26 protein-coding genes are annotated in these 24669 nt (G+C 74.4%); 10 read left to right on the top strand and 16 right to left on the bottom strand.

Annotation, left to right across the window (positions count from 1 at the left end):
• Positions 1-115 precede the first annotated feature (115 nt).
• Together ABZ479_RS35165 and ABZ479_RS35160 are read left to right on the top strand one after the other, a co-directional pair.
• Entirely contained in the window at positions 116-403 is a 288-nt protein-coding gene (locus ABZ479_RS35165) for a hypothetical protein (RefSeq protein WP_500465348.1), read from the top strand.
• Between the two features lie 141 nt (positions 404-544).
• On the top strand, positions 545-964 hold the full coding sequence (locus ABZ479_RS35160) for a PPOX class F420-dependent oxidoreductase (protein WP_500465347.1): 420 nt from the start codon (positions 545-547) through the stop codon (positions 962-964).
• 13 nt (positions 965-977) lie between these two features.
• Here the strand turns inward: ABZ479_RS35160 and ABZ479_RS35155 are convergent, their stop codons facing one another.
• Both ABZ479_RS35155 and ABZ479_RS35150 read right to left on the bottom strand, forming a co-directional pair.
• Positions 978-1733, bottom strand: coding sequence for a TIGR03943 family putative permease subunit (locus ABZ479_RS35155; RefSeq protein ID WP_500465346.1), 756 nt, complete (start codon positions 1731-1733; stop codon positions 978-980).
• A complete protein-coding gene (locus ABZ479_RS35150; protein WP_499606675.1) occupies positions 1730-2758 on the bottom strand; it encodes a permease in 1029 nt (342 codons plus the stop codon). The genes ABZ479_RS35155 and ABZ479_RS35150 overlap by 4 nt, the downstream gene beginning before the upstream one ends.
• 202 nt (positions 2759-2960) lie before the next feature.
• Here ABZ479_RS35150 and ABZ479_RS35145 point away from each other — a divergent pair, with 202 nt between their 5' ends.
• Positions 2961-3503, top strand: a complete 543-nt coding sequence (locus ABZ479_RS35145; RefSeq protein WP_500465345.1) for a hypothetical protein — start codon at positions 2961-2963, stop codon at positions 3501-3503.
• 62 nt (positions 3504-3565) lie between these two features.
• Here the strand turns inward: ABZ479_RS35145 and glgC are convergent, their stop codons facing one another.
• Positions 3566-4786: a glucose-1-phosphate adenylyltransferase gene (gene glgC, locus ABZ479_RS35140; RefSeq protein ID WP_499606677.1), complete on the bottom strand. Its 1221-nt coding sequence runs from the start codon at positions 4784-4786 to the stop codon at positions 3566-3568.
• A gap of 14 nt (positions 4787-4800) precedes the next feature.
• Positions 4801-6000 (bottom strand): glycogen synthase, encoded by a 1200-nt coding sequence (glgA, locus tag ABZ479_RS35135; protein WP_500465344.1) that lies wholly within the window; start codon positions 5998-6000, stop codon positions 4801-4803.
• A 145-nt stretch (positions 6001-6145) separates the two neighbouring features.
• Between glgA and ABZ479_RS35130 the strand changes: the two genes are divergently transcribed.
• Complete coding sequence (locus ABZ479_RS35130) at positions 6146-6892, top strand: class I SAM-dependent methyltransferase (protein ID WP_500465343.1); 747 nt, start codon at positions 6146-6148, stop codon at positions 6890-6892.
• A gap of 9 nt (positions 6893-6901) precedes the next feature.
• Here the strand turns inward: ABZ479_RS35130 and ABZ479_RS35125 are convergent, their stop codons facing one another.
• Positions 6902-7825, bottom strand: coding sequence for a DivIVA domain-containing protein (locus ABZ479_RS35125; RefSeq protein WP_500465342.1), 924 nt, complete (start codon positions 7823-7825; stop codon positions 6902-6904).
• A gap of 727 nt (positions 7826-8552) precedes the next feature.
• Between ABZ479_RS35125 and ABZ479_RS35120 the strand changes: the two genes are divergently transcribed.
• Positions 8553-9500, top strand: a complete 948-nt coding sequence (locus ABZ479_RS35120; protein ID WP_500465341.1) for a glycosylasparaginase — start codon at positions 8553-8555, stop codon at positions 9498-9500.
• A 31-nt stretch (positions 9501-9531) separates the two neighbouring features.
• Here ABZ479_RS35120 and ABZ479_RS35115 read toward each other — a convergent pair whose 3' ends face one another.
• The 6 genes from ABZ479_RS35115 to ABZ479_RS35090 form a co-directional block, all read right to left on the bottom strand.
• On the bottom strand, positions 9532-9753 hold the full coding sequence (locus tag ABZ479_RS35115; RefSeq protein WP_499606682.1) for a ferredoxin: 222 nt from the start codon (positions 9751-9753) through the stop codon (positions 9532-9534).
• 61 nt (positions 9754-9814) lie between these two features.
• Complete coding sequence (locus tag ABZ479_RS35110; protein ID WP_500465340.1) at positions 9815-11020, bottom strand: cytochrome P450; 1206 nt, start codon at positions 11018-11020, stop codon at positions 9815-9817.
• Positions 11021-11060: 40 nt separating this feature from the next.
• Positions 11061-11756, bottom strand: coding sequence for a TetR/AcrR family transcriptional regulator (locus ABZ479_RS35105; RefSeq protein WP_500465339.1), 696 nt, complete (start codon positions 11754-11756; stop codon positions 11061-11063).
• Positions 11757-11897: 141 nt separating this feature from the next.
• Positions 11898-12119, bottom strand: a complete 222-nt coding sequence (locus ABZ479_RS35100) for a hypothetical protein (protein ID WP_500465338.1) — start codon at positions 12117-12119, stop codon at positions 11898-11900.
• 42 nt (positions 12120-12161) lie between these two features.
• Positions 12162-13277 carry a PP2C family protein-serine/threonine phosphatase gene (locus ABZ479_RS35095; protein ID WP_500465337.1) on the bottom strand — a complete coding sequence of 372 codons (1116 nt, stop codon included), beginning with the start codon at positions 13275-13277 and terminating at the stop codon, positions 12162-12164.
• A 129-nt stretch (positions 13278-13406) separates the two neighbouring features.
• Positions 13407-15044 (bottom strand): phosphodiester glycosidase family protein, encoded by a 1638-nt coding sequence (locus ABZ479_RS35090; RefSeq protein ID WP_500465336.1) that lies wholly within the window; start codon positions 15042-15044, stop codon positions 13407-13409.
• Between the two features lie 255 nt (positions 15045-15299).
• Here ABZ479_RS35090 and ABZ479_RS35085 point away from each other — a divergent pair, with 255 nt between their 5' ends.
• The gene (locus ABZ479_RS35085) at positions 15300-16040 is read left to right on the top strand and encodes a sulfite exporter TauE/SafE family protein (RefSeq protein WP_500465335.1); all 741 of its coding nucleotides are present in this window, start codon (positions 15300-15302) and stop codon (positions 16038-16040) included.
• Between the two features lie 42 nt (positions 16041-16082).
• Here ABZ479_RS35085 and ABZ479_RS35080 read toward each other — a convergent pair whose 3' ends face one another.
• Positions 16083-16529 (bottom strand): hypothetical protein, encoded by a 447-nt coding sequence (locus tag ABZ479_RS35080; RefSeq protein WP_500465334.1) that lies wholly within the window; start codon positions 16527-16529, stop codon positions 16083-16085.
• 159 nt (positions 16530-16688) lie between these two features.
• Positions 16689-17300 (bottom strand): TetR/AcrR family transcriptional regulator, encoded by a 612-nt coding sequence (locus ABZ479_RS35075; protein ID WP_500465333.1) that lies wholly within the window; start codon positions 17298-17300, stop codon positions 16689-16691.
• A gap of 116 nt (positions 17301-17416) precedes the next feature.
• Between ABZ479_RS35075 and ABZ479_RS35070 the strand changes: the two genes are divergently transcribed.
• Complete coding sequence (locus tag ABZ479_RS35070) at positions 17417-19042, top strand: FAD-binding oxidoreductase (protein WP_500465332.1); 1626 nt, start codon at positions 17417-17419, stop codon at positions 19040-19042.
• Positions 19043-19137: 95 nt separating this feature from the next.
• Here the strand turns inward: ABZ479_RS35070 and ABZ479_RS35065 are convergent, their stop codons facing one another.
• Positions 19138-19368 (bottom strand): DUF397 domain-containing protein, encoded by a 231-nt coding sequence (locus tag ABZ479_RS35065; protein WP_500465331.1) that lies wholly within the window; start codon positions 19366-19368, stop codon positions 19138-19140.
• A 170-nt stretch (positions 19369-19538) separates the two neighbouring features.
• Positions 19539-20807 (bottom strand): MFS transporter, encoded by a 1269-nt coding sequence (locus ABZ479_RS35060; RefSeq protein WP_500465330.1) that lies wholly within the window; start codon positions 20805-20807, stop codon positions 19539-19541.
• 58 nt (positions 20808-20865) lie between these two features.
• Here ABZ479_RS35060 and ABZ479_RS35055 point away from each other — a divergent pair, with 58 nt between their 5' ends.
• Both ABZ479_RS35055 and ABZ479_RS35050 read left to right on the top strand, forming a co-directional pair.
• Positions 20866-21849, top strand: coding sequence for a helix-turn-helix domain-containing protein (locus ABZ479_RS35055; RefSeq protein ID WP_500465329.1), 984 nt, complete (start codon positions 20866-20868; stop codon positions 21847-21849).
• Positions 21850-22068: 219 nt separating this feature from the next.
• Complete coding sequence (locus tag ABZ479_RS35050) at positions 22069-23169, top strand: PucR family transcriptional regulator (protein ID WP_500465328.1); 1101 nt, start codon at positions 22069-22071, stop codon at positions 23167-23169.
• 362 nt (positions 23170-23531) lie between these two features.
• Here ABZ479_RS35050 and ABZ479_RS35045 read toward each other — a convergent pair whose 3' ends face one another.
• Complete coding sequence (locus ABZ479_RS35045; protein ID WP_500465327.1) at positions 23532-24002, bottom strand: winged helix-turn-helix transcriptional regulator; 471 nt, start codon at positions 24000-24002, stop codon at positions 23532-23534.
• Between the two features lie 94 nt (positions 24003-24096).
• On the opposite strand from ABZ479_RS35045, the gene ABZ479_RS35040 reads away from it, so the two are divergent.
• Positions 24097-24591, top strand: coding sequence for a PaaI family thioesterase (locus ABZ479_RS35040; protein WP_500465326.1), 495 nt, complete (start codon positions 24097-24099; stop codon positions 24589-24591).
• Positions 24592-24669: the final 78 nt, after the last annotated feature.

The raw sequence follows: 24669 nt of genomic DNA, 5'->3' as shown, positions 1-24669 counted from the left end.
GCATCAGCGTCCTGTTCGCCATGCTCCGCGACGGCACCTACTACCAACCCAGAACCCCCCGCCTCGCTTGACGAAAGACATAGAGGCACCCCCCCACAGGAAGGACCCCACCCGCATGTCCGCACCCCGGATGCTCCGCGCCGCCACCGCCCTCGCGGCCCTGACCGCCGCCGTACTGGCCACCGCCGCCCCCGCCCGGGCCGCCGACGGGACGATCGGCCGGCGCGAGACCGTCTGCGCCCAGGACCTGTACGTGCGCACCGCCCCGCTCGGCGCCTGGACGGGCACCCTCTACAAGGGCCAGACCTTCACCGTCGAGAGCAAGCAGGGCGCCTGGGCCTACGGGTTCGCCTACGGCGACATCAACCGCCGCGGCTGGGTCCAGGACGGCTGGTTCTGCTGACGCACAGCCACGGACCCGTACGGACCCGTGGCGCGCCCCTTCGGCGGACGCCGCGGGGCGCGCCGGGTCCGGGCCGCCGTCCGGCCGGGCGGATGTGGCACGGTGGGGCGCAGCCCCGAAGATCACCGCGAAGGAGTTCCCGTGTCCAAGCCCCCGCTTCCCCCGGCCGCGATCGAGATGCTGAAGAAGCCCAACCCGGCCGTGATCACGACGCTGCGGGCCGACGGCCAGCCGGTGTCCACGGCCACCTGGTACCTGTGGGACGACGGCCGGGTGCTGGTCAACATGGACGGCGGCCGCAAGCGCCTGGACCACATCCGCCACGACCCCCGGGTCACCCTCACGGTCCTGGACGAGGGGAACTGGTACACCCACGTCACCCTGATCGGGCGGGTCGGCGAACTGCGCGAGGACACCGACCTCGCCGACATCGACCGGCTGGCCCAGCAGTACCTGGGCCGCGCCTACCCGCAGCGCGACCGCGAGCGCGTCAGCGCCCTGATCGAGATCGAGCGGTGGCACGGCTGGGGGACGCTCAAGGACAGCGGCCAGCCGGGCTGACCGCACGGCGGGGTCAGCCCTCGTACGGCTCGGCCGGCGCCCGTACCGGCCGGGCACGGCTCACGTCCAGGAACGGGACGGGACCGTCGTTGACCGGGTCCTCGGCCCGGCGCGGGGTGTAGGTCCCGGTCACCTCCAGCCAGGCGTCCGGCTGCAGGACGGGCGGCACCTGCCCGGTCATTCCGATCTTGACCGGGCGGGCGTCGGCGGCGCAGCAGTTCAGCACCATCCGGGTCAGGTAGGGGGTGCCGTCGCGGGCGACGCTGACGAATCCGGTGAGGGTGATCCGGCGGCCGGTCAGGGAACGTCCGTGGTCGTAGACCGCGCGGCCCGCGTAGTCGGCGGTCTCCATCCGCAGCGGGTCGCCCGCGGGCAGGGTGGGGAAACCGAAGGGACGGGGGACCGACGTGCCGCTCCGGGCGGCGGAGTAGGACCCCAGGGCCGGCGGGGCGACCAGGACCAGCGCGACCAGCGGCAGCACCAGCAGCCACGCGACCACGGGCTCGCGGTGCGGGTCCGGATGCGGGTGCGGGTCCTCGCCATCGTGGCCGTCCGGCCGCTCGTTCTCCTGCCCCGGATCGCCGCGACGCGGCCGGCGCAGCTCGTACCAGACGGTCGCCAGGGCCGCGGCGACCAGCACGGCACCGGCCGCCAGCAGCAACGGCTGCAGCCCGGCCTTGACGTAGCGCAGGTAGAGGTCGCTGAGCCCGGCGTGCAGCAGGGCCACCCCCGTCAGCAGCAGCACGGCGGCCTGCGCCTCCCGGTTCACAGCAGCACCGCCCCGGTCACGCAGCCCAGGACGACGGCGACCGCGAAGGTGGCCGGCGCGAACCGCACCGCGAAGGCGCGTCCGAAGGTGCCCGCCTGCAGCGCGAAGAGCTTCAGGTCGATCATCGGCCCCACGACGAGGAACACCAGCCGGGCGGTGAGGGAGAACTGCGACAGGGACGCCGCGACGAACGCGTCGGCCTCCGAACAGATCGACAGCACCACCGCGAGCACCGCCAGCGCGAGCACCGACACCACCGGGTTGCCCGACGCGAGGCGCAGGACGTCCTCCGGCACGAAGGACTTGAGCGTGGCCGCCGCCATCGCCCCGACGACCAGGAACCCGCCGGCGTGCATGACGTCGTGCCGCACCGAACCCCAGAACGCGGCTCCCCTGCCCCGCCCTTCGGCCGACGGGTGGTGCCCCGCGGGCCGCAGCAGACCGGGACGCCCCAGACGCTGCCAGAGCCAGCCCATGACGCACGCGACCAGCAGTCCTGCGACGAAGCGGGCGACCACCATGCGCGGCTCGTTCGGGAAGGCGACGGCCGTGGCGGTCAGCACCACCGGGTTGATCGCCGGCGCGGACAGCAGGAACGTCAGCGCCGCCGCGGGGGCGACCCCTCGCCGTACCATCGCCCCGGCGACCGGCACCGACGCGCACTCGCACCCCGGCAGGACCGCCCCCGCGACCCCCGCCACCGGCACCGCCACCGCGGCGCGGCGCGGCAGCGCCCGCGCGAAGAACGACGGCGGGACGCACACCGCGAGCACCGCCGAGAGCAGGACGCCCAGCACCAGGAAGGGCAGCGCCTGCACCACCACCGCGACGAACACGGTCGTCCAGCTCTGCATCACCGGCGCGGACAGCGCGCGCCGCACCGGCCCCTGCATCGTCAGGGCGGCGAGCAGCAGCAGCGTCAGCACCAGCGGCGAGCTGACCCGCCACCGCTCCTCCGGGTCCGGCGGCCCGGCGTCCTGCCGCGCGGTCCCGGCGGGGGCCGGGGCCTCCTTGGTGACGGTCACGGGCGTACTACCTCCGACGCGAGGGGCTTGGGGGACTCCACCCTCAGTACGCCGCCGCCCCTCCCGAAGTCTCACGCCGTACCCGGCCTTTGCGCACCCTTGGCCCAAGCCGGGCCCGGAGATGACCACGGACACGGCCCGGTCCGACAGAGTGGAGCCCACCGTGCGCGCGGCGGGTACGGGACGGGGGCCGGGGGGCTGCATGAAGACGGGTCTCATCGTGCACGCGGGCGCGGCGATGGTGCTGAGCGGGGTGTGCCTGGTGCTGGCGCTCGGCACGTTCCTGCCCGGCACCTGGCTGCCCCGGCACAGCAGCCTGGTGCTGGGCGTCGTCTGTGCGGGCCTGTTCCCCCTGTTCGCCGGCGCGGTCGTCCGGGCCATCGCCCTGGCCACCCACGGAGTGCGCCTACAGGGCAATCCCATGCTGCTGTGGCTCGCCCTGCGCTCTCTGCCGACGGCTGTCGGGGCGGTCCTCGCAGGGTTGTCCGTCCTGGGGGTCGTGCTGCTGGCGAGCACGGCCACCGGCCACGACTCCCGTCAGGCCGGCGAAGCCGTGAAGGGCCACTACTACGCCTCACAGGAGGACGGTCGGCGCCACGAGCAGGTGCCGGTCTCCCGGACCGAATACGACGATCTGCTCGCACACGACCTGCGGTCCATGCTCGCCCTCGTCGGACTGATGGCGGACCTTGCCGCCGTCAGCACCCTCGTCAGCGGACAGCTCCATCCCCTCACCCGCCCGTAGCCGGCCGAGGGAGGCGCACCCGCGGCCTGAACGGGTGGCGTCCGGCACGCGGGACGGCCGGTTCAGAGGACGCGCTGCCCCTTGCCCAGGGCGATGACGCCGTTCGCGGAGGCGTGGTAGAGCTCGCGGTCGCGTTCGGGGTTGACGCCGACCGTGGCGCCCGCGGGCACGACGACGTTCTTGTCGAGGATCGCGCGGCGTACGACCGCGCCCCGCCCGACGCGGACGTTGTCGTGCAGCACCGACCCCTGCACCACCGCGCCCTCCTCGACCACCACCCCCGGCGACAGCACCGACTGCGTGACCTGCCCGGAGATGATGCAGCCCGGGCTGACCATCGACTCGCCCGCGATCCCGCCGGCCACGAACTTCGCCGGGGGCAGCCGCAACGAGTGCGTGTACAAAGGCCACTGGTCGTTGTAGAGGTTGAAGACCGGGTGGACCGAGATCAGGTCCTGGTGGGAGTCGTAGTACGCGTCCAGAGTGCCCACGTCCCGCCAGTAGCCGTGGTCGCGGGCCGTTTCGCCGGGCACGTGGTTGTCGTCGAAGTCGTAGACCTGCACCTGCCCCTTGGCCGTGAGCAGCGGGATGATGCTGCCGCCCATGTCGTGCACCGACGCGTCGTCCTCGGCGTCCTGGGCCAGCGCGTCCAGCAGCACCTTGGTGGTGAACACGTAGTTGCCCATCGAGGCGTACACCCGGTCGGGGTCGCCGGGCAGGCCCGGCGGATCGGCGGGCTTCTCCAGGAACCGCTCCACCCGCACCCCGCCGGGACCCGGGGTGATGATCCCGAACGAGGAGGCCTGGTCGCGCGGGACGCGGATGCCCGCCACCGTGGCGCCCGCGCCCGCCTCGATGTGCTGGCGCAGCATCTGCCGGGGATCCATGCGGTACACGTGGTCGGCACCGAACACCACGATGTAGTCGGGCTGTTCGTCGTACACCAGGTTCAGCGACTGGTAGATCGCGTCGGCGCTGCCGAGGAACCACCGCGGGCCCAGCCGCTGCTGCGCCGGGACGGGGGTGACGTAGTTGCCCAGCAGGTTCGACATCCGCCAGGTCGTGGTGATGTGCCGGTCCAGGGAGTGCGACTTGTACTGCGTCAGCACGCAGATGCGCATGATGTCGCCGTTGACGAGGTTGGACAGGACGAAGTCCACCAGCCGATAGGCGCCGCCGAACGGCACGGCCGGTTTGGCGCGGTCGGCGGTCAGCGGCATCAGCCGCTTGCCCTCCCCGCCCGCGAGCACGATTCCGAGCACCGAAGGTCCGCCGCGCATCACTGCCCCCTTTGCCGCTACCGCCCTTGCGACCTGCAGATCTCCTCGTACACGTCCACGGTGCGGCGGGCCACCGCGTCCCAGCCGAACTCCGCCACCGCGCGCTCGCGGCCTGCCGTCCCCATGCGCGCCGCCGCCCCGGGATCGCCGGCGAGCGCGCCGACCGCCGCGGCGAGTCCCGCCTCGAACGCCTCCGGGTCCTTCTCCTCGTACGGCACGAGGAGCCCGGTGACGCCGTCCGCCACCACCTCCGGGATCCCGCCCACCGCGGAGGCGACCACCGGGGTGCCGCACGCCATCGCCTCCAGGTTCACGATGCCCAGCGGCTCGTACACCGAGGGACACACGAACACCGCCGCGTGCGTGAGCAGTTGCACCACCTCGGACCGCGGCAGCATCTGCGGGATCCAGACCACCCCGCCGCGCGCCGCCCGCAGTTCCTCCACCAGCTCACGGAACTCCCGGTCGATCGCCGGGGTGTCGGGCGCCCCGGCGCACAGCACGATCTGCAGGCCCGGATCGATCCGCCGGGCCGCCCGCAGCAGGTGCGGCACCCCCTTCTGCCGTGTGATCCGCCCGACGAACAGGGCGTACGGGCGGCCCGGGTCGACGCCGTGCGCGCGGAGCGCCGCGGTGGACGCGTCCGGCCGGTACAGACGGGTGTCGATGCCGTTGTGGACGACGTGCACCCGTGCCGGGTCGAGCGCGGGGTAGCTCCGCAGGATGTCCGCGCGCATCCCGTGCGACACGGCGATGACGCCGTCCGCGGCCTCGACCGCCGTCCGCTCCGCCCAGCTCGAGAGCGCGTACCCGCCGCCTAGCTGCTCCGCCTTCCAGGGGCGCAGCGGTTCGAGGGAATGTGCGGTCATCACGTGCGGCACGCCGTACAGCAGTTTGGCCAGGTGCCCGGCGAGGTTGGCGTACCAGGTGTGGGAGTGGACGAGGTCCCGGCCGGCCAGTGCGGCGGTCATCGACAGGTCGACCGACAGGCTGCGCAACGCCTCGTTGGCGTCGCCGAGTTCCGCGGCGGCGGCATGCCGGGTGACGTCCGGGCCGCCCTCCCGGTCGTCCGCGGCGCCCTGCCCCTGCGCGCCGGCCCAGCAGTGCACCTGAAGATCCGTCAGCTCCCGAAGCTCACGGGCCAGGAACTCCACGTGCACACCGGCCCCGCCGTAGACGTACGGCGGGTACTCCCGCGTGAGCAGTGCCACCTTCACGGGCGCCTCCCCGGGTCCCGTCGCCGTGTAGGGACATCCATGCCCCGTGGAACGGTGTTCGATCCGTCTTCCCCGCCTTTCGCCCCGTGATGCCCCGCCCGGAATTCGCTCGACTTCGCCGCCGGCTCCGTGAATCGTGATGCGCATGCGACAGGACGAGATCTGGGGTGCGGAGACCGCCGGCAGCTACGACACCCCCGGCACCGGCATGTTCGCCCCGGAGGTACTGGATCCGGTCGTGGACCGGCTCGCCGAGCTCGCCGACGGCGGACGGGCGCTCGAGTTCGCCGTCGGCACCGGCCGTGTGGCCGTGCCGCTCGCGGCGCGGGGCGTGCCGGTCAGCGGCATCGAGCTGTCACAGCCGATGATCGACCGGCTGCGCGCCAAGGCGGACGAGGCGACGATCCCGGTCGTCACCGGCGACATGTCCGCCGCCCGCGCCCCGGGCACCTTCCGGCTCGTCTACCTGGTCTACAACACGATCGCCAACCTGCTCACCCAGACCGAGCAGGTCGCCTGCTTCCGCAACGCCGCGCGTCATCTCGCACCGGGCGGGCGCTTCGTGATCGAACTGTGGGTCCCCGAGCTGCGCAAGCTGCCACCCGGCCAGGAGGCCGTGGTCTGGCACTCCGGGTCCGGCTCCATGGGCGTGGACACCTACGACGTCCTGCGGCAGCGGGTCGTCTCGCACCACTTCCGCTTCCGCGACGGCGAGCGCACGAGCCTGTTCCGCACCCCGCACCGCTACGTCTGGCCCTCCGAGCTCGACCTCATGGCCCAGCTCGCGGGATTCGACCTGGAGTCCCGCCACGCCGACTGGCACGGCGCGGAGTTCACCGCCGAGTCCCGCTCGCACGTCTCCGTCTACCGGCTGCCCGCCGCCGAGGGGTGAGCGGCGTTCCTAGTCCTCCTCGCCGCTCAGGGCGCCCGCAGCGGTGAGGGGGGCGGGTTCCGGGGCGGGTTCCGGTGCGGGGGCAGGGCCGGGGGCGGCGGCCGGGGGGACGGGCCGGGCTTCCGCGGCGCGCTTGGCGGTGGCGCGGGTGAGGGAGACCGTCGGGGGAGCGGAGGGCGGGGCGAGGGAGCGCGCGAGGTCGCGGTCGAGGCGGCGGAGCTGGGACTGCATGTGGCCGGTCAGACGGCTGCGGTAGGCGTCCTCGAAGGTGCGGAGGTCGTCGACCTTGCGCTGGAGGGCGGTACGGGCGGAGGCCAGGTCGACCATCGCCTGGCGGTGCTTCTCCTGGGCCTCGTGCTCGAGGGCCTGGGCGCGCTCGCGGGAGTCGCGGCGCAGGTTCTCGGCCAGGCCGAGTGCCTCGCCGACGATCTTGTGGGCCTCGGCGCGGGCCTCGGAGACGGCCTGTTCGGCGGTGCGCTCGGCCAGGGCGAGCAGACGGGCCGTGCTGTCGACGGCGAATCCGGGCTGCCTCCCGGCGGTCCCGTCGTCGGCCTCCTCGGTGTCCGCGGGCTCCGCCGGTCCAGCCGGCCCGGAGGCCCGGGCGACGAGCACCGGGGCGGGCTCGGGCTCCGGCGCCACTTCGGGCTCGGGCTCGGGTTCGGCCTGGGCCTCGGCCTGGGGCTCGGTCTCGGGTTCGGGTTGCGGCGCCGACGCCACCTCGAGTTCGGGCTCCTCCGGCTGCCGGGTGGCCGCTGCCTCGGCGGCGGAGAGCTGGGCGCGCAGGTCCTGGTTGGTCCTCAGCAGCCGGGTCAGCTCGGCCTGGACCTGGTCCAGGAAGTCGTCGACCTCGCGCTCGTCGTAGGCCTCACGGAGGCGGACGGTGGTGAACTGCTTCGTGCGCACGTTCTCGGGGGTAATCGGCGTCTGTGCCATCTGCTCACCTCGAGGTGTTCGTCGACAAGTCCTGACCGCATCCGTCAACTCCAGCTTGGGCGGCGGGCCGGGCCGGGGCAGCCCGGGAACACCGCGCGTGCGCGGTGCGGGCGGTGTCACCAGCGCCGATCGTGGGACCAGGGCGAGCGGCGTGGAGGGCGCAACTACGGGCGGCGCAGTGGCAACTGTGATCATCCGTGTTGTCACGGCGCCCGCAGACAGCGTGGATTTCCCCGTGCGCCCGGCGAAAGGGCCGGACGGGTGAATACCGGCCCCCGAGGCCCCGGTACGGGCGGCGCCGGGAGACCCCGGGTGGGGGCCGGGGAGTGATTCCTCCCCCGGGGATGGACCGGAAGGCGTACGCCGGGGCGGGCACGGAGGCCGGCCGGAACCGCGTCGTACCACGCGCCCGACCGGGGACCCCGGCCGGTGACCGGTCGCTCGCCCGGCTACCGCCGGGTGGGGTGCCTGCACCGCTCGTGGGGCGGGCCCCACGGTTCCCCCAGCTGTGGTGCATCGCAAGGCGGAGGAGCGTCCTCGTCGTGGCCGGCCGCCTCCGGGCCGAGGGCCGGAACCGCGTCGCACCGCACGCCCGACCGGGGACCCCGGCCGGTGGCCGGGCGCCGCGGGCCCGGCGCTAGGCTCACGGCGTCGTCGTACCGGCTGGTCGCGGGCGCCGGGGCCGCCGGGCGCCCGTACGGCCCGGCCCACCAGCGAAGGGAACGCCATGACGCAGCCCGTCATCATCGGAAGCGAGCGCAGCGAGGTCGGCCTGCCGGCCGGGATGGACGTCCTGCGGCGCGGCGGGACGGCGCTGGACGCCGTGGAGGCGGCGATGCGCCGCTGCGAGGACAACCTCACCGACCACTACGTCGGCACGGGCGGGCTGCCCAACGCGCAGGGCGTCGTCGAGCTGGACGCGTCGGTGATGACGGGCTCGGACCGCAGGTTCGGCGCGGTCGGCGCGCTGCGCGGGTTCCCGAACCCGATATCGGTGGCGCGCGCCGTGATGGAGCGGCTGCCGCAGCACTGCCTGCTGGTGGGGGAGGGCGCGGCGCTGTTCGCGCGGGAGAACGGGTTCGAGGGCGCCGAGCTGCTGACCGACGCGTCGCGGGCCATGTGGCGCGAGCAGTTGCTGACCGCCGCCGAGGCGGTCGAGGGGGAGAACACCCCGGCCGTGGACGGTGACCACCGCTACCGGCGGGCGGCGCTGGAGCTGGTGCGGCGGATGGCGCCGCACGAGGGGCCGTGGGGGACGATCAACATCGTCGCGCTGGACGCGCACGGCGAGATGTGCGTGGGCGTCTCGACCTCCGGCTACCCCTTCAAGTACCCGGGACGGGTGGGCGACTCCGCCGTCCCGGGGGCGGGCAACTGGTGCGACCTGCGCGGTGGCGGGGCGGCCTGCACCGGCCGCGGCGAGCTGAGCCTGCGCGGTGGCACGGCCCGTACGGTGGTCGACCTGCTGACGCTGGGCAAGGAGCCCGCCGACGCGTGCCGGATCGCGCTGGAGGAGGCGGCGGGCCTGCCCGACGAGTACCGCTCCGAACTGCGGGCGCTGGCACTGACCCCGGACGGGCGGCACGGCGGCGCCGCCGGCCAGGAGGGCAGCGTCTACGCCGTGATGACCGACGCCTCCACCGAGCCGGAGCTCCGCCCGCGCACGCTGGTCTGAGGGCCGCCCGGGCCCGCGGCTGCGGCCGTGCCTATGGCTGGGGCGCGATCAGCTCGCCGCTGGTCGCGTCCCGGAGGGTGATCGCCTCCACCGGGCAGGACTCGGCGGCGTCGACCAGGAGCTCGTCCGGCTCGGCGGTCGGGTGCCGGGGGCAGGACTTGCGGTCGCGGAGCTCGAAGTGCTCGGGGGCGATGCCGGCGCAGGAGCCGGTGCCGATGCAGGTGTTCCGGTCCACCTCGATCTGCCAGGTCATGGCGGGTGTCCTTCGCTGTCGTCGGAAGCCTTGCGATGTCGTCGGGCGGCGCCGGTCGCCGTCAGGCCCCGTCCCAGGTGACCGGCATCCGTTCGGGCCCGCGCAGGGCGACGCCGGACTTCCACACGACGCTCTCCTCGGGTCCGGCGAGGCGCAACCCGGGCAGCCTGTCCAGCAGGGTACTCAGGGCCACCTGCAGTTCCATCCGGGCCAGTTGGGCGCCCAGGCAGTGGTGCGGTCCGTGCCCGAAGCCGACGTGGGAGGCCTCCTGGCGCAGCAGGTCGAGCCGGTCGGGGTCGGTGTAGACGGCTTCGTCGCGGTTGGCCGACACGGGGCAGACCACCACCGCCTCACCGGCGCGTACGGTGCCGCCGCTGAGTTCGACGTCGTCCAGCGCGTAACGGGGCATGCCCGCGCCGTTGCCCAGCGGGACGTAGCGCATCAGTTCCTCGACGGCGCCGGGCACGAGGCCGGGGTCGGCGCGCAGCGCCGCGAGCTGCGCGGGGTGGGTGAGCAGCGTGTAGACGAAGTTGGGGATCTGCGAGGCCGTGGTCTCGTGGCCGGCGACGAGCAGGGAGACCGCCAGGACCTGCAGTTCCCGCTCCGAGAGCCGTTCGCCGTTGTCGCGGGCGTCGACCAGTGCGCCCAGGAGGTCCTCGTGCGGCGCGGCGCGGCGTTCCGCGATCAGCCCGGCCATGTAGGCCATCAGGGCGTCCGTGTGCTCCTGGACCTCCCGCGGGGTGTACTTGGTGGTCGACAGCAGCGCGTCGGACCAGGTGCGGAAATCCGCGCGGTCGGCCAGGGGGACGCCGAGCAGTTCGCAGATGACGGTGACGGGCAGCGGCAGGGCGAAGTCCGCGACGAGGTCGGCGGGCGCGCCGCGGGCGGCCATGCCGTCGGCGAGGCCGGCCGCGATCCGCTCGGTGCGGGGCCGCAGGCGCTCGATGTGGCGGGCGGTGAAGGCCTTGGCCACGATCCGCCGCAGCCGGGTGTGGTCCGGTGGGTCGAGGTCGAGGATGCTGCCGCGCAGGCCACGGTGCGGCCGCAGGCGCGGCTCGTCGCGGTGGACTGCCTCGGCCCGGCTGAACCGGGGGTCGCCCAGGACAGTGCGCACGTCCTCGTACCGGGTGACCAGCCAGGCGGCCTCCCCGTAGGGGAACCGGACCCGGCACAGCGGCTCGTCCTTGCGCAGTCCGGCGAAGGCCGGGTCGACGGTCAGCCGGTCGGCTTCGGTGAAGGGGTACTTCCGGGGCTCGGTCGCTGCCATGGCGCTTGCCTCCAGGGGACTCGAGGGTGGGGCGGGGTCCTCACGACGGCCCGCGCGGACGGCGCTGTGCGGCGGGCCGGCCGGCGAGGGCGGGGCGCAGCAGGTGGCACAGGTCGTCGGTGAGGAGGTCCAGCGGGTCGTCGGTGTCGACCGGCAGGCCGCCGGCGATCCAGGCGGTGAGGAACGAGCCCGTCTGGAGCACCGCCATCAGGGCGCGCTGCCGTGCCTGCGCGGGGGTGACGCCCCGCCAGCGCCGGGGTCCGGCGGTCAGCAGGGCCACATAGCGCTCGTACGCCGCCAGGTAGCGGTCGCGGGCGCTGCCCTCGTCCCCGGCCGCCGACGGGGTGGCCGCCAGCAGTACGCGGATGGTCGGCGCGAGCGCCCGCCAGCTCGCCGCGGCCCGTTCCAGCCACGCGCGGACCGCTTCGTGCGTCCACTCGGGGACGGCGGCCAGCTCGGCGTACAGCGCGTCGGTGACCTGGTACACCCGGTCCGTCAGGGCGGCGATCACCTCCGCCTTGCCGCGGAAGTGGGCGTACACCGTGGCCCGGGTGACGCCCGCCGCGCGGGCGATGTCCTCCATGGTGGCGGCGACGAAGGACTTGGCGGCGAAGACCTCGACCGCACCGTCCAGGACCCGGTTGCGGGTCAGGTCACGCTGCTCGGAGCGCAGGCTCACCCGCGGTGCGCCCACCGCGGTCGTGGAACCGGCACCGGCCGGCCGACGACGTTCCATAGGGAAAGCCTACAAAACAGAACGAGTCTGTACATTTTGTGTAGGGCGGCGACGCAGGGAGTACGGCGACGCAGGGAGTACGGCGGCACAGGGTGCACGGCGGCACGGGGTGCACGGCCGTGGTGGGCCCGCCGGGGGCCGTCAGCCCTGGTTGCGGGGGTGGGCGCGGGCGGTGCGTTCGTTGCCGTGCTTGTAGTTGCCGGTCCAGCGGGCCATGACCAGCTGGGCGTCGCCGCGCTCCACCTCCTCCAGGAAGCGTTCCGCGCGTTCCCCGCGCAGGACGGCGGCGGTGTGCGCGCCATGCGTGACGACCACGGTGCCGTCGCCGCGCCGGCGGTAGGAGAATCCGTGAGGTCGGGGCATGTCGGCGAGCGTAGGGCCGTTCCGGGCCCGCGCGACAGCGGTTTACGGGGCGTCGCGGGTCACGACGCGCGGCGTGCGCACGGCCAGGGCGGCGATGTCGTCGTCCAGCCGCCCGCCGCTGTAGTGCAGCAGCTCCCGGTGCAGCCGGTCCAGCAGTTCGCGGGGCGCCGCCGGGGACTGGCGCCGCAGCCAGTCCGGCAGCGGGAAGAACGCCCCGGCCCGGTCGCGGGTCTCGGTGACGCCGTCGGTGTAGAGCAGCAACTGGTCGCCGGCGGCGAAGGCGTGGGTGTCCACGGCGTAGGCGTCGCCGATGAGGTCGGCGAGGTTCAGCGGCGGGGAGGCGGCGCTGGGCTCCAGCACCCGGATGCGGCCGGCGTGCACGACGATCGGCGCGGGATGCCCGCAGTTCAGCAGCCGCAGGCGGCCGCCTCCGTGCGGGATCTCGGCGATCACGGCGGTGGCGAAGCGCTCCGGCAGGTCCTGGCCGGGGTAGCCGGAGCTGTGCCGCCCGATGCTGGTCTCCAGGCGGTGGATGATGCCCCGCAGGTCGGGCTCGTCGTGCGCGGCCTCCCGGAAGCAGCTGATCAGCGCCGAGGCGGCGCCCACGGCGGACAGCCCCTTGCCGCGTACGTCGCCGATGAGCAGCCGCACCCCGTAGGGCGTGTCGGCCACCTCGTAGAAGTCGCCGCCGATGCGCGCCTGCTCCTGTGCGGCCAGGTACAGCGACTCGATCTCCATGCCCTGGATGTGCCGCGGCAGCGGCCGCAGCAGCACCGTCTGCGCGGCGTCGGCGACCAGCCGGGCGTGGAAGAGCGCCTCCTCGCGCTGGATCCGTACGTGGCTGGCGTACGCCGCCGCCAGGGTCACCGCGACGATGGCGGCCCCGGTGTACGGGGTGCCCAGGTCGGTGTAGACGAAGCTCAGGCCCACCATGACCAGCAGGCAGAACGCGCCCAGCAGCACCGTCGCCAGCACCGGCCACATCGCGGCGGCCAGGGCGGGCGCGACGGGCAGCAGGCGGCTGATCGCGATCTCGCGCGGGGTGGCGAACGCCAGGGCGGCGATGAGCACGGTCAGGATCACCGGGGCCGGCCGCCAGGTGAGCCGGCGGCCGTCCGGGCCGGCACGTCGGCGCCGCAGCCATCCGGACATGATCACGAAGCGCATCATACCGGCGTAAAAGGTGAGGAACGTTGCCCGTCCGGCCGGACGGACCAGCCGACCGCCCCGGGGCAGGGCCCCGGGGCGGTCGGAGGTCGTCAGGGGGCAGGACGCCGCCGGGCCGGGTCAGTGCCCGCCGCGGCGCCCCGGCAGGACCTGGATCGTGTCGCCGACGGCACGCTCACCGGTCGCGTCCGAGGGGACGTTGGCCAGGACGCCCTCGACCACCATCGCCGACGAGCCGCCGCCGTCGAGGTTGAGCGCCTGCACCGCGCCCAGCGACCGCATGAACCGGGCCGCCTCGCCGAGGGTGAAGCCCTCGCTCACCCCGGGCTGCCGCCCGTCCACCGTCACCAGCAGGAGCCGGCCCCGCCGGTCGATGCCGGCCATCGTCCGCGGCTGGCGGACGTTGGACCACGCGAAGCCGAACGACAGGTCCAGCGGGTCCAGGGTGCCCTCGCCGGTGGCGTCGATGTGGACACGGCCGTCCTCCACCAGGGTGGGCGCCGCGCTCACGATGCTGTCACCGCGGCCGAGCCGGACCCGGCGCCCCTCGGCGTCCCGGACGACCTCGCTCAGGGCCAGTCGCTTGCCGGTCCTGGCGTGCTCGGTCAGCCACGCCGCCGCCGTGCCCGTGCCCTGCAGCACCGTGCCGTCCTCGGGGGCGGAGCCGCCGCGGGCGCCGGCCGAGAGCACCTTCCCGTGCGCGTCGAGGACCACCTGCGCACCGGCGCCCGTGGGCAGCGCCGCCCGGAACGCCGGCGTGAACTCCACCAGGTCGTCCGCCAGGGTGCAGGTCGTGTCGTGCCGCGGCTGCTCGGTCGGGACGCCACCGGGCCGGCCGCAGTTGCGGACCTTGCCCGGCAGGCGGTTGATGCCCTGCACCGCGTGGCGGGCGGAGCCGGCCCGCACGGTGACCGTGGTGGACAGGTCCGCGATCCGCGGCCGCCGGCCGCCGTCACCGAGGACCAGCGCCGCACGCGAACCGACCGCCATCGACTCCAGCTTGCCGTCCACCGCGGAAAGACCCGCGACGGTGCCCTGGACGCCGTCGGCGTCCGAGGTGATGAAGAAGCCGCCGTTCACGCCGAGCAGCGACCCCAGCCGGCCGGCCACCGCGGAGGTCTTCTCCCGGTCGGCGACGTTGCCGCCGTCGCTGACCGCGACCGACCCGTTCAGCCGCTTCGGGTCCACCACGGCGACGTGGACGCGCTCGCCGTCGGCGGCCTGCCGCCCGTCGTAACCGGTCCACTCGGCCGTCGTACGGAAACCGGCGGCCGCGACCGCCGTGTTCGCGGTGCCGGCCTCGGCCTGCGTGGCGTACCGGCCGACCCGGACCTGCCAGCCCATCACGCCGCGCGGGGTGTCGGCGTAGGTGTCCCACTCGACCGCCTCCAGCCGCGGCTCGAACCCGGCCTCCCGCAGCCGCGCCGCGGTGGCGTCGGCCCAGGCCCGGTCACCCAGCGGGGCCCACGTGGCGGCGCCCGTCAGCCGGTTGACGGCGGGGGCCTGCACGGTCACCGTCCACACACCCGCGGCCGACGGGTCCCGCAGCACCCCGCTGCGGACCTCCAGGCCGGGCGCCACCTGCTGCGTCGTCCACGTGATCCCGTGCGTACCGGAGGCGGCGGGCGACTGCGCACCCGCGACGGCCGGCGGGACGACGGCGACCAGCGCCAGGGCGGCGGCGAACACCGCCCCCCTCCGCGCGGCCTGCCCCACCCGGCGCGCCTTCTCACGCGGTTCGGCGGCTGTGACGGACATACGCTCTCCTGACGTTCGGTTCCACCGGGCGGTACGTCGCCCCGCCCGGTCCTTGATCCGCCATCCCAGACCCGCACGGGGACGCGCGGCCCACCAGGCGACGGACCCCCGGGGAACCCTCGATGACAACCCGACGCGATCGCGGCGAAGTTGCCCGCGGCCGCGCCGCCGGGCCCACCCCGCCCGCGGCGGCACGGCGCGCGCCAGGTAAGAACGTGCCGTGACCTTCGCACCCTCCGTCCCCCGGCGGCCCTGATGCCCGCGCTCGACCCGGCGCAGTGGGTCGTGGCGCTGCTCGCCCTCTTCCTCGTCGGCTACTCCAAGACCGGGGTCTCCGGGGCGGGGACGGTGGGGGTGGCGCTCTTCGCGCTGGTGCTGCCGGCCAAGCTGTCCACCGGCGTGCTGCTGCCCCTGCTCCTCGTCGGCGACGCGGTGGCGGTGGCCGCCTACCGCCGGCACGCCGACTGGGGCCGACTGGTGCGGCTCTTCCCGTGGGTGGTGGTCGGGGTGCTGCTGGGCGTGGTGGTCGTCGACCGGGTCGACGACACGCGGATGCGCGAACTCATCGGCGCGCTGCTGCTGTCGATGCTCGCCGTCCACTGGTGGAGCCGCCGCCGGGGCCCGGACGACCCGGTCGCCCAGCACCCGGCCGTCGCCGCGGGCGCCGGGATCCTTGCGGGGTTCGCCACGATGACGGCCAACGCGGCGGGCCCGATCATGTCCCTGTACTTCCTGGCCGTGGGGCTGCCCATGCTGGGCTTCCTCGGCACCAGCGCCTGGTTCTTCCTGCTGCTCAACGCCTTCAAGGTGCCCTTCAGCGTCGCCCTGGGGCTGATCACGCCCGGCACCCTGGCCTTCGGCGCGACGGCCGCCCCGGCGGTCCTCGCGGGGGCCGTCGCCGGCCGCGCGACGATCAGCCGCATCAGCCCGAAGGTCTTCGAGCGCGTCACGGTCGCCCTGACCCTGCTCGCGGCGATACGGCTCGTCACCCTCTGAACCCCCGGGGCCGGGGGCGGGCAGGGGCGGCCGGCGGCCGGGTCACACGTCGAACGGCTCGAAATCGACGACCGCGGTCGAGTTCCCGCCGTACCGCACGACGATGTCCACCGCCATCGCCCCGCCGTCGGCGGGAGGGTTCAGGTCGATGTGGGTGCAGGCGTCCGCCGGTCCGCCCAGACAGTCCTCCACGGTGAGACGGGTGCCGGGGTAGGCCTCGTTCAGCCATGCGTCCAGATCCGTCCGCGTGATCGTGAAGTGGGCCGTATAGGTCGTGTCCAGCCAACTGAGGGCGGTGCACTTCGCGTCGTGAGCCCCCTTGGGCAGTCCGTCCTGGTCCGCGAAGCGCATGGCCTCGTCGCAGGGGACGGTTTCCCTCTGGGACATCGGGTCGCCGAAGAAGGGCGACATGACGAACGTCCAGGCGACCCATCCCAGGAAAGCCACCGGAAACGCCAGAACGGCGATGAGCACCCACTTCTGTCTCATGATCACCTTTGCTGTCCTTCGCGCCCCGCGGGCCGTGGCGCCGCAAGAAAGCGACGCTGAGACCCGCCGCGCGGTTCTCGGTCGTGCGGCGGGCCCAGGCGCACCCGCACCGCACCCGCAGGCCGTCCACGGGCACAGCGAACCTCCGCGGCCGCGGAACTAGCTGACGATCGCGGTGATGAGGCGCCGGCAGCGCTCCGCCATCTCCTGCGCGGACTCGCCGGGGTGGTGGATCCACCAGGTGACCAGGGTGCTGACGGTGCCCGTCCACAGGTGCTTGAGCGCGTCGGCGTCCAGCGGGTCGCCGATCCCGCGGGCGGCGAGGAACTCCGCGCTGCCCGCGGCCGCGAGCCCGTCGATGACGGCACGGTGGCGCTCGGCCTCCTCGCGCAGCGGACCCTCGGCGGGCAACGTCCGGTCGTACAGCACGAACCAGGCGTGGCGTCGGCCCTCGAGCGTGGTGAAGACGGCGCGCAGCACCGCGAGCGGGGTCCCCAGCGAGGTGACCCCCTGGGTGAGGGCCTCGGTGAGGGCGCGGGTCAGTGCGCCGGCGACCCGCTCCAGGGCGGCGGCGTACAGCGCGTCCTTGGACCCGAAGTACTGGTACAGCAGCGGCTTGGTGACCCCGACCCGCTCGGCGATCGCTGCCATCGACGCACCCGCGTAGCCGCGGCGGCCGAACTCCTCGACGGCCGCGGTGAGCAGTTGCTCCTCACGTTCGGCGCGGGGCACGCCCTTCGTCCCGGCGGTACGGGTTCTCGCGCTCGCCACGTCCGTGATTGTAGGCGGCGAACTGACCCCATGGTCAGTTGACCCCTCCCGCCGGATGTGACCCAGTGGTAATTTACCTGTCGGTCATATCGATTGAGGTGAAGGGCGGGACACGCATGCGACACGCGGGCACACGGTCGTGGTGGGGATGGGGCGCCGTCGAGCACGCGGTGCGGGGCGCCGAACGCGCCGCGCTGACCGACCGGGTGGCGGGACTGCTCCCGGACGCCGACCTGACCGTCCACCTCCCGCCGGACGTCGCGTCCCTCGACCTGCCGCCCGTACGGGTCGCGCCGCCGCGGTCCCTGGCCCACCTGTGCTCCGCCACCCCGCATGACCGCGCCGCGCACACCCACGGAAAGGCTTTCCGGGACGTCGTCCGCAACCTCCACGGCGACCTGCGCCACGCCCCCGACCTGGTCGCCCGCCCCCTTACCGAGCGGGACGTCGTCGACCTCCTGGACTGGTGCACCCGCGAAGGGATCGCCGTCATCCCCTTCGGGGGCGGCAGTTCGGTCGTCGGCGGAGTGGAACCGCGCCTCGCCGACGGCCGTCCCGCGGTCACGCTCGACACGGGACACCTGGACCGCGTCCTGGAGGTCGATCCGGTGAGTCGCTCCGCCCGCATCCAGGCCGGAGTGCTCGGCCCGCACCTGGAGCGGCAATTGCGGCCCACCGGCCTGACGCTACGTCACTTCCCGCAGTCCTTCGAGTACTCCACGCTCGGCGGCTGGCTGGCCACCCGGGCGGGCGGCCACTACGCCACCCTCCGCACCCACATCGACGACCTGACGCAGGCGCTGCGCGTCGTGACGCCCTCCGGCACCAGCACGTCCAGGCGCGTGCCCGCCTCGGGCGCGGGACCGTCGCCCGACCGGATGTTCCTCGGCTCCGAGGGGACCCTCGGGGTCATCACCGAGGCCTGGATGCGGCTGCAGCGACGCCCCCGGTGGCGGGCGAACGCCTCCGTCCACTTCGCCGGCTTCGCGGACGCGGTCGCCGCCACCCGCGCCCTGGCGCAGTCCGGGCTGCACCCGTCGAACTGCCGTCTGCTGGACCCCGCCGAGGCCCTCGTCAACGCGGGCGTCACCACCGGCGGCAGCGTCCTGATCCTCGCCTTCGAGTCCGCCGACCACCCGCTGGAACCCTGGATGGACCGGGCCCTGGAACTGTGCCGCGACCACGGCGGCCGGCTGCCCGAGCCGCCCCGCCACACCGACTCGGGTGCGGACGGCGCCACCGACGCGGGCGGGGGAGCGGGGGCGGACCGCTCCTGGCGTTCGTCCTTCCTGCGCATGCCCTACCAGCGGGACGCCCTGGCCCAGCAGGCCCTGGTCGTCGAGACCTTCGAGACCGCCTGCACCTGGGACCGCTTCGAGGAGCTCCACGCGGCGGTCACCGCCGCCGCGAACGAGGCGATCCGCACCGTCTGCGGGACGGGCGTCGTCACCTGCCGGTTCAGCCACGTCCACCCCGACGGGCCCGCGCCCTACTTCGGCGTCTACGCCGCGGGCCGCTGGGGCAGCACGGTCGCCCAGTGGGACGACGTCAAGGCCGCGGTCTCCCAGGCCGTCGCCGACCACGGCGGCACGATCACCCACCACCACGCGGTCGGCCGCGACCACCGTCCCTGGTACGACACCCAGCGCCCGGACCCCTTCGCCGCCGCCCTCGCGGCCGCCAAGTCCGCCCTCGACCCGGCCGGCATCCTCAACCCCGGCGTCCTGCTGCCGGCCGGCTGAACCGTGTCCCGTCGCCCGGCTCACCGCGTGGGCTCGCGTGAGCCGAGCCGGGCGTGAGCCGAGCCGGGCCCCCGGCGGGTTCCGCGGCCGGTACGCTAGCCGAATTCGCCGTCGCGCACGCCCAGTCGGAACGCCGCCCACTCCTGCGCGGTGAAGCGCAGCGGCGGCAGGTCCCTCCGGTTCGAGTCGCGGACCGCGACCGCTCCGCCGCCGAGGTCGGCGACCTCCACACACGTCTTGTCCCACCTGTTGCTGTGGCTGCTCGTGACCCAGTCCGCGCCGGACAGGTCCCTCGCGTACAGCTCGGCCTTGGCTGCGTCCATCATGGGAATCTCCTGTCGGTGTCGGATGGACGGTCTCTCCTCAGCATCACTCCGATGGCCCCGACGCGCATGTCGCCTCCAGCCCTGCCGGCGCGATCCCGGCCGCACCACGTGGCGACGCGGCGTCGATCGTGCGCCGAACCGACAGCCCCATCACGTCAAGTGAGGCACCGTCAACTCTGCTGGGGAAGCTCGCGCGCCGCCGCGGTCCCGTCGGGGAGCGCGGCGGCGGGGCGGCCGTGGGGCAGGCGGCGTACGGCCGTGGAGGCGATCGGGGCCAGGGCCGCCGCGGCGTACACGACTCCGGCGGCCGCGGCCACCGGGTACCCCCCGACGCGGTCGGCGAGCGGCCCGACGCCGAGCTGGCCGAGGGGAATGGCGACGTAGGACAGCAGGTCGTCGAAGGACGAGACGCGCGAGAGGGAGCCGGGCGGTACGTGCTCCTGGAGGGAGGTGTCCCAGCCGATGCCCGCGACCGACGAGCCCAGCCCGGCGGTGAAGGCGGCGGCGACCAGCCAGGGCGCGCCCAGGTGCGTGCCGAGCGCGAGCAGCGGCAGCGCGCCGAGCACCCCCGCCAGCACACTCAGCCGCAGCAGGTGACGGACCGTCAACCGGTACATCAGCGCGCTCATCACCAGCAGTCCCGCACCGCGCGCGCTGAGCACGAGGCCCCACGCGGCCTCACCGGCGAGCTGCCGGGTCAGCACCGGGCCCAGGATCTGCCAGCTGCCGACCTGCACCAGGTTGACCACGCAGAAGCACAGCGACACCGTCCACACCCAGCGGATCCGGCGGTACGCGGCCCAGCCCTCGCGGATGTCCGCGAGCAGCCCCGGGCGGCGACGCGACGTCGCCGCCGCGGCGGCGGTGAGGGAGGGCAGGCGGGTGAGGCAGCCGGCGGCGATCAGATAGGTCAGCGCGTCGAAGGCGATGGCCGGTCCGCCGCCGACGGACGCCGCAAGGACCCCCGACAGGCTGGGGCCGAGGATCTTCGTGGCGTTGCGCACCGTACCCAGCAGCGCGTTCGCCTGCCGGATCCGGTCCCCGGGGACGAGTTCGGGCACGATGCCGCGCAGCGCCGGCGTGGTGAACGCGGCGAGCACACCGTTGAGGAACCCCAGCGCGGCCACCGGCCACAGGGCGTACCGCCCGGTCAGCAGGAGCGCGGCGACGGCGCCCTGGGTGGCGGCCGAACCGAGGTGCGCCGCGACCAGCACCGTCCGGCGCGGCAGACGGTCGGCCGTGGCGCCCCCGACGAGCAGGAACAGCAGCAGCGGCACCATGTATGCGGTGAGGACGACACCGAGGTCGCCGAGGCCGTCCGCGGCGTCGAGGACCGCGAACGCCAAAGCCACCGGGGCCATCGCGGTGCCCAGCAGGGACACGGTCTGGGCGGTCAGGAACCAGCGGAAGCCGTGGTGCGGCGGAAGGGGCGGGAGCACGCGCGGATTCTGCTGGAGGCGCCGTGCGGGGCACTATCGTTTCGGCGGGAGGCGAAAGATGACCTTGTTGCGGCTGAGCCCGCTGGCCCTGTCGCGGTCCCGGTTCGCCCTGTCGCCGCTGGCCGAGACCCTCGCGTCGCTGCACGTCCTGGCCGCCGGCCACTGCGACCCGTGGCTGGCCTCCTGGCACGACCGCCACCACGCGGCGTTCCTGGCCGCGCTCGACGCCGACCCCTTCGCGAAGGGCCTGGTGCGGCTGCTGACCTCCAGCACGTGGATGCCGGCGCACGTCGTCCTGCCGCCGGGCGGCGGCATGCGGACCGCGATCGACGGCGAACTGGCCGCCGTGGCACGGGTGCCCGACGCGCGGGTGCGCGCCGAACTGGAGGAGTCGGTGGCGCAGAGCTGGAAGGAGCACGACCTCCGCTGGCTGACCGGACGCGACTGGGCCGCCAGGACCGCCGAGGTGTTCCGCCGCACGTGGACCGCGCACGTCGCACCCGACTGGCCGCGCCGCCGGGCGCTGCTGGAGCGGGACGTCACCCACCGGGCGGGGCTGCTCGCCGCGTACGGCTGGCCCCGCGCCCTGGAGCACATGAGCCGGCACAGCGCCTGGGTCGGCGCGGACGCGATCCGCTTCAGCCACCGGGGCTCCCCGGACCGGGTCGTCGGCGACGAGGGGATGCTGTTCGTGCCGGTCGCCGCCGTCTCCCGGGGCACCTGGCTGTGCGAGGCGCCGCCGGCGTCGTACGCGCTCGTCTACCCCGCGCGCGGCACCGCCGGGACGCAGCGGCGCCCCGAACCCCGGCGGGCCCTGGGGCGGCTGATCGGGACCGGCCGGGCGGCGATCCTCCTCGAACTGGAGCGTCCCGCGACGCCCAGCGAACTCGCCGCCCACCTCGGGGTGTCGCTCGGCACCGTGGGCGGTCACCTGGCGGTGCTGCGCGACGCCGGACTGGTCACCGGCACGCGTGTCGACCGCCGTGTCGTCTACCGGCGGACCGCCTCCGGCGACCTGCTCGCCGAGGGAACGGACGGCTGAACGCGGCACTCCCCAGGCCACGGGGGGAGACCTGGGGAGTGTGCGGAGATCATCGTCCTTCGAACGGCCGTACGTCAAGTCGGCTTCGTGCGCGTGCCGTTGAGGGGGTTCCGGTACCTCGTCCGCCGAGGGGGCGGTGATCACCGAACCGGGCAGGATTGATACGGTCCAGGTTGCCGGGGGACGGCAACGACGTGTGCCTGGAGGGGAGACGGGGCCATGGGGCGCGTACCGCGGGAGGACCTGGAGGCGTACGCGCGCATGCTGGGCGAGGTCTCGGGCACGGGCCGGCGACTGCGGCGGGACGAACTGGACGCGCTCCGCGGGTCCGGTGAGCGCGCCGGCGGCGGGGGGTACGGGCTGCGCGACATCCTCGGCGCCTACCTGGCGGCGACCCGTGACGCGTGGGCCACGCTGCCGGGCCTCGCGGCCGCCGGCACCGCCAGGGAGGCGCAGCGGGCCGGAGAGGCGGTGCTGACCGCACTCGACGCCGCGGTGGCCGCGCTCGGCGAGGGCCACGAGAGTGCCCAGCGGTTCCTGGCCGGCCAGGAGGAGGCGGCCCGCGGGGAGTTCGTCGACGACCTGCTGTACGGGCGCAGCGACCCGGGACGGCTCGCCGAGCGCGCCCAGCGCTTCGGACTGCGGCTGGGGCGGGGACACGCGGTGGCGGTGGCACGCGGCGTGGACGCGTACGAGGACAGCCGGCCCGTGGTGCGGCGCATCGAGCGGGAACTGGTGGGCCGCTTCGGGCACCGCGAGGTCCTGGTGGCGAGCAAGGACGGCCGGCTGGTCTGCATCGCCCCCGGCGGCGAGCGCGCCGTGTTCGACGCGTTCGCCGACACCGCACTGCGCCCCGGCCCCGGTCACGGCGCCGCCCGCCGCGTGGCGGTCGGCCGCACCCACTCCGGTACCAGCGGCATCGTGCGCAGCTACGAGGAGGCCCTCGGGGCGCTGGACGTCGCCGACCGGCTGCGCCTGCATCCCCCCGTGCTGCGCGCCGAGGAACTGCTGGTCTTCCCCGTGCTGATGCGGGACCGGGCCGCGATGGCCGACCTCGTCCGCACCGTCCTCGGTCCGCTGGAGCAGGCTCGGGGCGGGGCCGGACCGCTGCTGGAGACCATCACCGCGCACGCCGAGGCCGGGCACGTCAACGCCGAGGCCGCGCGCCGGCTCGGCCTCGGGGTCCGGACGTTCACCTACCGCCTGGAACGGATCAAGGTGCTGACCGGCTACGACCCCGGCGAGCCGCTGCACCGGTACACCCTGGAGACCGCGGCCATGGGCGCGCGGCTGCTCGGCTGGCCCGACCAGCCGTTGTAGTTCCGCACGCGGCGCCGTCAACGGGCCGTCAACAAGGCGTCAAGACTGCCGGGATCCGGCAATGTGCACCGGGTGCCTCCCCTGTCACCATCGTCACGGCACCGACAACGGAGCCGATGCGCGCGGAGCGGGCAGGACAGGGCCTTTCGGCCTGGTCCGGTCCGGTTCCGCGCTCGTGGGGCCACTGAGGACCGGGGGAGCGTCCTGACCGGTGGCTTGGACGTCGACGCCCTCGACGGGGGACACGGGGGGTACGGGGGAGAGGGTGTCGGCGCCCGCCACGGCGGCCGCGGGGCGCGGGACTTCCGCGAAGGACCGCCGTCGTCCGCGCGCCGTCGCGTGCGTGCCGCCCGGTCGGGCGGTCAGCCGGCGGCCGTCCGGGCGGAGGCACCGGGCCGGGTGTAGGCCTGCCGGGGGGCGAGCGTGTCGTGGCCCCCGGCGCAGACCACGACGGCCCCGACGGGCTCGTCGCAGTCGCGGTGGCGGACCTCCAGGGGCGGGCCCTCCGGGTCGGCGGTGTAGCGGTCGCCCCACTGCTTGAGGGCGATCATCGCGGGCCACAGGTCCCAGCCCTTGGGCGTGAGCCGGTACTCGTTGCGGGTGCGGCTGCCCGGTTCGCGGTACGGCACGGTGTCGAGGATCCCCGCGGCGACCAGCTTGCGCAGCCGGTCCGCCAGGACCGCTTCGGAGAGCCCCATGTGGCGCCGGAAGTCGTCGAAGCGGCGGACGCCGTTCATGGCGTCGCGCAGCACCAGCAGCGACCACTTCTCGCCGACGAGGTCGAGGGTGCGCTGCACCGTGCAGTTGTCGGTACTGGTGTCCAGCCAGGTCATGCGGCCATCGTAGGCTGGCTTCGGCATTGACATCCAGAGGTGCGACTGGCTAACTTCGAACGCCGAAGTCAGTTGGTCAGGGAGGGAACGCCCGATGGCGAGGTCACGCACGTTCGAGTGGGGGGACCCGAAGGTCTCCGCGGCCGCGGTCGGCCGCACCAGCGGCCTGGAGTTCCTGCGCGACGTGCTCGCCGGACGGCTGCCCGCTCCCCCCATCGCCTCGACCCTCGGGTTCACCCTGGAGGAGGTCGAGGCCGGCCGCGCGGTCTTCGCCATGGAACCGGGGGAGGAGCACTACAACCCCATCGGCAGCGTCCACGGCGGCGTCTACGCCACCCTCCTCGACTCCGCCGCCGGCTGCGCGGTGCAGTCCGTCCTCCCGGAGGGCATGGGCTACACCTCGCTCGACCTGAACCTGAAGTTCCTGCGCCCGGTCACCGTCGACACCGGCAAGGTCCGTGCCGTCGGCACCGTCCTCAACCAGGGCCGCCGCACCGCCCTCGCCCAGGCGGAGCTGTTCGACGCCGGCGACCGCCTGCTCGCGCACGCCACGAGCAGCTGCATGCTCTTCCCCGTCCCCACGGGCTGAGCGGAGGGTGGCCCGGGCCGTGCGGCCCGGGCCACCGCTGCTCGACGTGTCGTCCGGGGCCGGACGGGCGGTCACGCG

It is taken from the genome of Streptomyces sp. NPDC005722 (genome assembly GCF_040630935.1).
GTDB lineage: Bacteria > Actinomycetota > Actinomycetes > Streptomycetales > Streptomycetaceae > Actinacidiphila.
Note: the sequence above shows the minus strand (reverse complement) of the source record. Positions and strands in the feature narration are given on the sequence as shown.